This is a genomic window from Streptomyces sp. SID14478 (assembly GCF_010548525.1).
Taxonomy (GTDB): Bacteria; Actinomycetota; Actinomycetes; order Streptomycetales; family Streptomycetaceae; genus Streptomyces.
In genome coordinates this window covers 1-8,171 of record NZ_JAAGMG010000477.1, presented here as the reverse complement: position 1 = coordinate 8,171, position 8,171 = coordinate 1, and the positions used below count along the sequence as shown (strand labels likewise).

The following is an 8,171-nucleotide window of genomic DNA, read 5'->3' as shown; positions in this document are numbered from 1 at the left end:
CGCACACCACGGCGGTCAGCCGTCCGGCCGGGGCGAGCAGGCCGGTCGCGGGGTCGTACAGATCCCCGGCCGGGGCGACCGCGTCGCGCAGCCCGCCCGCGGGATCGGTGACGCGCTCCAGGGACAGGACCCGGGCGGCGCGCTGCGCCGAGGGGCGGGAGAAGGAGTACGCCATGGCGATCTCCTCGAAGTGGCGCAGCGGGTAGTTGAGGATCATCACCGCGCTGTACACGGTGACCAGTTCGCCGACGGTGATCCGGCCCTCGCGCGCGAGATGGACGCCGTACCAGACGACCACGATCAGCAGCAGCCCCGGCAGGAGGACCTGGATCGAGGAGATCAGCGACCACATGCGGGCGCTGCGCACGGCGGCCTTGCGGACTTCCTGCGAGGCGCGGCGGTAGCGGTCGAGGAAGAGCTCCTCACCGCCGATGCCGCGCAGCACGCGCAGTCCGGCGACGGTGTCCGAGGCGAGTTCGGTGGCCCGGCCCGCCTTCTCGCGCTGGTGGTCCGCGCGCCGGGTGGCGCGCGGCAGCAGCGGCAGCACCGCGAGGGCGAGCACCGGCATGCCGAGCGCGACGACGATGCCGAGCGCGGGCTGGTAGACGACGAGGCTGACGCAGACGAGGACCACGGTCAGGGCGGCCGCGGCGAAGCGGGAGAGTGCCTCGACGAACCAGCCGATCTTCTCGACGTCCCCGGTGGACACGGCGACGACCTCGCCCGCGGCGACCCGGCGGGTCAGGGCGGCGCCGAGCGTGGCGGTCCTGCGGGCCAGCAGTTGCTGCACACGGGCGGCGGCGGTGATCCAGTTCGTGACCGCCGTGCGGTGCAGCATCGTGTCGCCGCACGCGATGGTGACGCCGAGCAGCACGATCAGACCGCCCGCGGCGGCGAGGCGGGCGCCGGAGCCGTCGACGACGGCCTGCACGGCGTAGCCCACGCCGTAGGGCAGACCGGCGACGGAGGAGAAGTGGAGCAGACCCCAGGCGAGGGACTTGAACTGGCCGCCGAGCTGGTTGCGGCCGAGCCAGCGCAGGAACAGGGGGCCGGAGCGTGCGTCGGGCACGCCCGGGTCGGGATACGGAAGGTCGGAGATCTGCATGACGTCCCAAGCTCGAAGGTGGAACTGAAGGAGGGGGATCGGGTGGCGGTACGGATGCGACCGAGCGGCTACCGGGCAGGCGGCGTCGGTGGTGCGAGGGCGACGGTGTCGAAGGCAGCGGATTTCGAAGGCGGCGGAACAAACAGGGCGGCGGAACAAACCGTGAAAGGTTCGCGTCCCGCAGTGACCGGAGGCAAACGGTTTTCCGGTCGCGGGCAAAGATTCGGCCCGTATCAGCGGCCGCATCCAGGGCCGGGCGCGGTGTGCGTGCCGTGGGGTGCGACCATGGAGCGCATGCGTAATGCGGGTGTGGTGCGAACGGGCGTCGCGGTGGCGGCATGTGGAGTTCTTCTGACATCGCTGGCGGCGTGCGGAGACGACGACGGCTCCAGCGGCCACAAGGACTCCGCGGGTGCGGACAGCTCGGCGGACGGCGCCCGCAGCGACGAGGCGCGCGCCGCGGACCTCAAGCGCATCCCCGAGATCGGCGACCGCTACCAGAAGCAGATCCCGGCGAACTCGCGCCAGGTCGTCGCGGTCTACGGCGACGGCAAGGACTCCGCGGACTCGACCATCGCCCTCTACACGAAGTCCGGCGACACCTGGAAGAAGGCGCGCAGCTGGTCGGGGCACAACGGCAAGAAGGGCTGGACGACCGACCACCAGGAGGGCGACAACCGCAGCCCGGTGGGCGTGTTCACCCTGAGCGACGCCGGCGGCGTGCTCAGCGACCCCGGCGCGAAGCTGCCGTACACGCAGACCGCCTCGATCCAGGCCCCGCACTACTGGGCCAAGTCTCACTGGCACGACTTCGACTACGTCGTCGCCATCGACTACAACCGCGTCAAGGGCACCGCACCGAACGACCCGACCCGCCCCCAGGGCCAGTCCAAGGGCGGCAGCATCTGGCTGCACATGGACCACGGCAGCGGGACGTCGGCCTGCGTGAGCCAGTCCAAGGCGAACATGGAGTACTTGCTCAAGACGCTCGACCCCGCGCAGCATCCGGTCGTCGTCATGGGGGACAAGGCCGACCTCAAGGCCTGACGCGCGCACCGGCCGGGGTCGGTCCCGTCAGTACGCGTGGCGCAACGACGGCCACAACGCGGACCACTTCCGCGCCGGGCCGGTGCACAGGACGACAAGCGCGCCCTGTTCCTCGTTGTCCACGTCCTGGCCGTTGTCGACGCGGGTGACCGTGCGGCATCCGACGAAATGCCGCTCGATGCCGGACGCGTCGGGCAGCCGGACGAGGAGAACGGGCCCGTTCGCGGAGTCGGGCGGCGGACCCCAGTCTGCGTAGCTCATATGGCCCGAGTAGGGGGCGGGCAGCCCCCGCGCCGGACCGTACCGTTCCAAGGCGCCGGCCTCGCCGTAGTTGCCGGCGAAGAGCACCGCCCGCGCCCGGTCGGCGGGCGGTATCCGCGCCCAGCCGTTGCGTGCGGCGTCGGCCAGTTCGGGCCAGCCGAGCTGTTCGCCCTGCTCCTTGTCGAGGGCCATCGGCACGGACAGCGCGGCAGGCGGCAGCACCGGCAGGGTGATCAGGGCGTTGCACACGGCGGACACGGCCACCGCCCCGATCAGCGCATTCCGTCGCGCCCGGCCGCCCCGCGCCCACCGCAGCGCGGGCGCACACCCCGCCGCGAGCAGGACCACGAGCAGCGGCACCGTGTAGTACCCCTTGCCGCCCAGGGCGAGGACCACGAGACACAGCAGCGGGTACGCCACCGCGAAGGCCCGAGCCCAGCGCAGTCGGGCAGAGCGCCACAGGCACCGCCACCCCGCGAACCACACCGGCACGAACAGCGGGGAGAGATACACGAGTTGCTGCGGCACGAACAGGGCGCGGTTCTCCCCGCCGTCGTCCTCGCTGATGCCGCGGGCCACCGTGAACTGCGGCCAGCCGTGCGCCGCCTGCCACCAGAGGGTCGGCGCCGCCAGCGCGAGCGCCACCGCGCAACCGCCGAGGAACCAGCCGCCGCGCAGCACCGCGCGCGGGCCCACGGCGACGATCGACACGAGCAGGACCCCGACGAGCAGCACCACCAGGTACTTGTTCTGCACGCCGACCCCGGTGACCGCGCCCGCCGCCGCCCACCAGCGCCCGTCACCGGTCCGCAGGACGCGCAGCACCAGCCAGCTCAGGGTCACCCACACCAGCAGGTCGAAGGTCGCGGTGGACATCATGTGGCCGACCGCGAGCGCCTGACCGCCCAGGGCGGCGAGTGCGGCGGCGAGGAGCTGTGCGCCGCGTCCGGCGCCCAACTCCCGTGCCACCAGCGCCACGACGAGTACGGTCACCGACGCAGCGAGCGTCGCGGACACCCGCAGGCCGACCACGCTGTCCCCGAAGGCGGCGGTACAGGCGCGGGCCAGCAGGGGAGTGAGCGGCGGCTGATCGACGTAGCCCCAGGCGAGGTGACGGCCCGCTGCGACGAAGTACAACTCGTCGCGGTGGTAGCCGTATCGCGCCGACAGCAGGGTCAACACCGCCGCGTACGCCGCGATCATGCCCAGCAGCGGCCGCCAGGCCGTCGCCGCGAGCCCCTCTCCGTCCTGTTCCGCCCGCGCCGCGTCCGCGCCCATGTCCTCGCCTTCCCCCGGTCGGCCGGGAGCGTACTGGCGGCGCGGGCAACGGTCGAGGGCGTGCGCGGCAGGCTCAGGCCTCGGCGGGCCTCTCCGAGTCGACGCCGCCGCACTCGGTGCGCCACTCGCCGCGCGTGAAGTCGGGGATCTGCTGCGGCGCGCCGTGCGCCTTGATGGAGAGGTGGCTCAGCGGCACGGGCGACGTCCAGGTCGCGGCGTCGTACACGTCGAAGTCGGGGACGAGGCCGAGCCGCATCGTCTGCATCAGGCGGTACACCATGATGTAGTCCATCCCGCCGTGTCCGCCGGGCGGATTGGCGTGTTCCTTCCACAGCCAGTGGTCGAAGTCGGCGTACTGCGAGAAGTCGCCCCAGGCGTCGTCCGTGTGGTCGGGCTCCAGGTAGATGCGTTCCGGGTAGTCCTCGAACACGCCCTTGGTGCCGCCGAGTTGGTTGATCCGCGAGTACGGGTGCGGTGTCGAGACGTCGTGTTCGAGGCGGATCACGCGGCCCTTCGCCGTCTGGACGAGGCTGATCGTGCGGTCCGACTCGATGTAGGACTCCTTCCAGCTCGGGTCGTCCTTGGGCATGTGGGCCGCGCGGTACTCGGCGAGTCCCAGGGACGGCGTGCCGAAGCTGGAGATGTGGGTGACGCGGTCGCCGCGGTTGACGTCCATGTAGTTGGCGACCGGTCCGAAACCGTGGTTCGGGTACAGGTCGCCGCGCAGCCGGGTGTGCCACAGGCGGCGCCACGGACCCTCGTAGTAGTCGGGGTCGAACATCAGGCCGCGCAGATCGTGGTTGTACGCGCCCGCGCCGTGCAGGAGTTGGCCGAACCTGCCCGCGTGCGCCATCCGCAGGACGCGCATCTCGTTGCGGCCGTAGCAGCAGTTCTCCAGCTGCATGCAGTGTCTGCGGGTGCGCTCGGAGAGGTTCACCAGTTCCCACAACTGGTCGAGCCGGAGCGCGACGGGACACTCGACGCCGACGTGCTTGCCGTTCAGCATGGCCGTCTTCGCCATCTCGAAGTGCCAGTCCCAGGGCGTCGCCGCGTACACGAAGTCGATGTCCCCGCGCTTGCAGAGGTTCTCGAAGTCGTGATCGCCCTTGGTGTACGTCGCCGGAGCCGGCTGGCCCGCGGCCGTCACCTTGGCCGCCGCCTGCTGCGTCTTGTCCTTCACCGGGTCGCACAGCGCGACGACGCGTACCCCGGGCATCGCGAGGAACAGGTCGATCATGCTGCCGCCGCGGTTGCCGAGCCCGATGATGCCGACGCGGACCGTGGAGCGCCGCTCGAAAGGCACTCCGATCATCGTCCGGCCCTGCCGTGCGGGGGCCTCCTGCGCGGGCACGGAGGCGGGTGCGGCGGCGTGGGCCGCGCCGGGGCCGAACGCGGCGAGGCCGAGTCCGGCCCCCGCGACACCCGCGGTGCGCAGGACGTCACGGCGCGAGTGGCCGTCGGGACCGGTGGTGTCCAGGGGCGGGTTGTCGTCGTGCATCGGACCTCCAAGGCTGGCGGGTGCGGTGCCGGGCAAACGCAAGCCACCTTGGAGGGGGTGAGAGCTGGGCGCAAGGGACGGAAGGGGATGGGGAGTTGGACTTTCCTTTACCCGTCCTTTGAGCCCGATTGGGGATCAGGGCCGGGTCGCGCGCTCCAGCTCCACCAGTACGGAGTAGTAGGCGCGGCCCGTCGCGTGGTCCATGCCCACCTCGCACATCCGGTTCGCCGACAGATGTGCGTCGTAGGCCCGGGAGGTGACCTCCGCGGCCTCCTTGCGGGTCGCGGACTCGGTCAACTCCTTGTGGAGCATGCCGCGGTCACCCGCGAAGGCGCAGCAGCCCGCGTCGTCCGGGATCACCACCTCGTCCGCGCAGGCCTCGGCGATAGCCTTCAACTGGGCGACGTCACCGAGGTGTTCCATGGAACAGGTGGGGTGCAGCACGGCGGAACCGATCGTGCGCGCGATCGTGAGCCGCGGCAGCAGTTCCTCCGCGGCCCAGACGAGGGAGTCGACGACGGTCAGCTCCGCGTGCAACTCCCGGTTGTCGTCGGTGAGATACGGCACGACCTCATGGGCGATGCCGAGGGTGCAGGACGACGCGTCGACGACGAGCGGGAGGCGGCCGCCGGCGGTCCAGCCCCAGGCCGCCTCGACGATCCGGTTCGCCATCACCGCGTTGCCCTCGTCGTAGCCCTTGGAGTGCCAGATCGTGGCGCAGCACGTACCGGCCACGTCGTTCGGGATCCACACCGGCCTGCCCGCGCGCGCGGAGACCGCGACGACGGCCTGGGGGAGCGACACGTCGCCCGGGGTGCCGAAGATGCGGTTGACGCATGCCGGGTAGTACACGGCGGTGGCGCCCGCGCGCGTGGTGCGGGGCAGCTTCCGGGCCGCCGCGCCCGGGATCTCCGGCAGCCACTCGGGCACGAGGTCGGGGCGGACCGCCCTGCGCGCGGCGGTCGTCACGGACGTGAGCAGCCGGTCGCCGATCTTGTCCGCGGCCGCCACGGCCAGCCGCGCGGACGCCTCGACCGCCTTGAAGTTCTTCGCGGCGAGAGCGGCCACCTTCTCCTCGCGCGGGGTGTGCCGGGCGTGCCGGAAGCCCTTCATGAAGGCTCCGGTGTCGATGCCGACCGGGCAGGCCAGCTTGCAGGTGGAGTCGCCCGCGCAGGTGTCCACCGCGTCGTACCCGTACGCGTCGATCAGCGCGTCCTCGACGGGGGAACCGGACGGCTGGCGCATCATCTCGCGGCGTAGCACGATCCGTTGCCGCGGCGTGGTGGTCAAGTCCTCACTGGGGCAGGTGGGTTCGCAGAAGCCGCACTCGATGCACGGGTCGGCGATCAGCTCCACCTTGGGGATCGTCTTGAGGCCGCGCAGATGGGCCTTCGGGTCGCGGTCGAGGACGATGCGAGGCGCGAGGACCCCGTCGGGGTCGATGACCTGCTTCGTCCGCCACATCAACTCCGTGGCCTTGGGCCCCCATTCGAGCTCCAGGAAGGGCGCGATGTTGCGGCCCGTGGCGTGCTCGGCCTTCAGGGAGCCGTCGAATCGCTCCACCGTGAGCCGGCAGAAGTCGTCCATGAAGGCGGCGTAGCGGTCCACGTCCTCGGGCTTGGCCGCGTCGAACGCCAGCAGGAAGTGCAGGTTGCCGTGCGCGGCATGGCCGGCCACCGCGGCGTCGAAGCCGTGCTGCGTCTGCAGTTCCAGCAGCGCCTCGCAGGCTTCCGCCAGTTGCGACGGCGGTACCGCGAAGTCCTCCGTGATGAGGGTCGTGCCGGAGGGGCGGGACCCGCCGACCGCCGTCACGAAGGCCTTGCGGGCCTTCCAGTAGCCGCCGATCGTCTTCGGGTCACGCGTGAAGGCATTGGTCACCGAGGCGACCGGGGCGACGAGGTGAAGCCCCTCCAGGGCCTTCGCGGCCGCGTCCTCGTACGCCGCCTGCCGCTCCTCGTCGGGCGCGCGGAACTCCACGAGCAGGGCGGTGGTCTCCTTCGGCAGCTCGGCCCAGTCCTGCGGAACGCCCTGCACGCTGATCGACGCCCGCAAGGTGTTGCCGTCCATCAGCTCGACCGCCAGCGCCCCCGCCTCGTTGAAGACGGGCACGGCCGCGGCCGCCTCCGTGAGGGACGGGAAGAAGAGCAGCGCCGTCGAGACGCACCGGTCCAGCGGCAGCGTGTCGAAGACGACCTCGGAGATGAACCCGAAGGTGCCCTCCGAGCCGACCATCAGCCCCCGCAGGATCTCGACCGGCGTGCTGCCGTCGAGAAAGGCGTCGAGCCGGTACCCGTTCGTGTTCTTGATCTCGTACTTGGCGCGGATCCGGCGGGTCAGCTCCGCGTCCGCCTCGATCTCCCGCTTGATCGCCAACAGGCCCTCGCACAGGGCGGGTTCGGAGTGCGCGAGCTGCTCGTCCGCCGCGGGGTCCCCGGTGTCCACCACCGTGCCGGACGGCAGCACGAACGTGAGCGAGGCGACCGTCCGGTACGAGTTGCGGGTGGTGCCCGCGGTCATTCCCGACGCGTTGTTCGCCACCACGCCGCCGATGGTGCAGGCGATCGCGCTGGCCGGGTCCGGGCCGAGCACCCGCCCGTGCCGGGCCAGTGTCGCGTTGGCCCGGACGATGGTGGTGCCGGGGCCGATGCGGGCCCGCGCACCGTCGCCGAGGACCTCGACGCCCGCCCAGAACTTACGGACGTCCACGAGGATGTCCTCGCCCTGCGCCTGCCCGTTCAGCGACGTGCCCGCCGCGCGGAAGACGACCTCGCGGCCCTTGCCGCGCGCGTACGACAGCACGGCGGAGACGTCGTCGATGTCCTCGGCGACCACCACGACCTGCGGCACGAACCGGTACGGGCTCGCGTCCGAGGCGTAGCGCACCAGGTCAGAGACCTTCGTGAGGACCTTGTCCGCGCCCAGCAGCCGCGTCAGCTGCCCACGCAGCGGCTCCGGCGTGCCGCCCGCCTGCGCGTCCGCGAC

At 71.6% G+C, this 8,171-nt stretch carries 5 protein-coding genes; 1 reads left to right on the top strand and 4 read right to left on the bottom strand.

What is annotated here, in order from left to right; all coding sequences use genetic code 11:
* A partial coding sequence (locus tag G3I40_RS15850) for an ABC transporter ATP-binding protein (protein WP_164302809.1) occupies positions 1–1,105 on the bottom strand: 1,105 nt, incomplete at its 3' end.
* Between the two features lie 294 nt (positions 1,106–1,399).
* Here G3I40_RS15850 and G3I40_RS15845 point away from each other — a divergent pair.
* A complete protein-coding gene (locus tag G3I40_RS15845) occupies positions 1,400–2,152 on the top strand; it encodes a hypothetical protein (RefSeq protein WP_164302808.1) in 753 nt (250 codons plus the stop codon).
* A 27-nt stretch (positions 2,153–2,179) separates the two neighbouring features.
* Here G3I40_RS15845 and G3I40_RS15840 read toward each other — a convergent pair whose 3' ends face one another.
* From G3I40_RS15840 to G3I40_RS15830, 3 genes are all read right to left on the bottom strand, one after another.
* Entirely contained in the window at positions 2,180–3,691 is a 1,512-nt protein-coding gene (locus G3I40_RS15840) for a glycosyltransferase family 39 protein (RefSeq protein WP_164302807.1), read from the bottom strand.
* Between the two features lie 73 nt (positions 3,692–3,764).
* Positions 3,765–5,189 carry a Gfo/Idh/MocA family oxidoreductase gene (locus G3I40_RS15835; protein WP_164302806.1) on the bottom strand — a complete coding sequence of 475 codons (1,425 nt, stop codon included), beginning with the start codon at positions 5,187–5,189 and terminating at the stop codon, positions 3,765–3,767.
* A gap of 135 nt (positions 5,190–5,324) precedes the next feature.
* On the bottom strand, positions 5,325–8,171 hold a 2,847-nt coding region (locus G3I40_RS15830), incomplete at its 5' end, for an FAD-binding and (Fe-S)-binding domain-containing protein (RefSeq protein WP_164302805.1).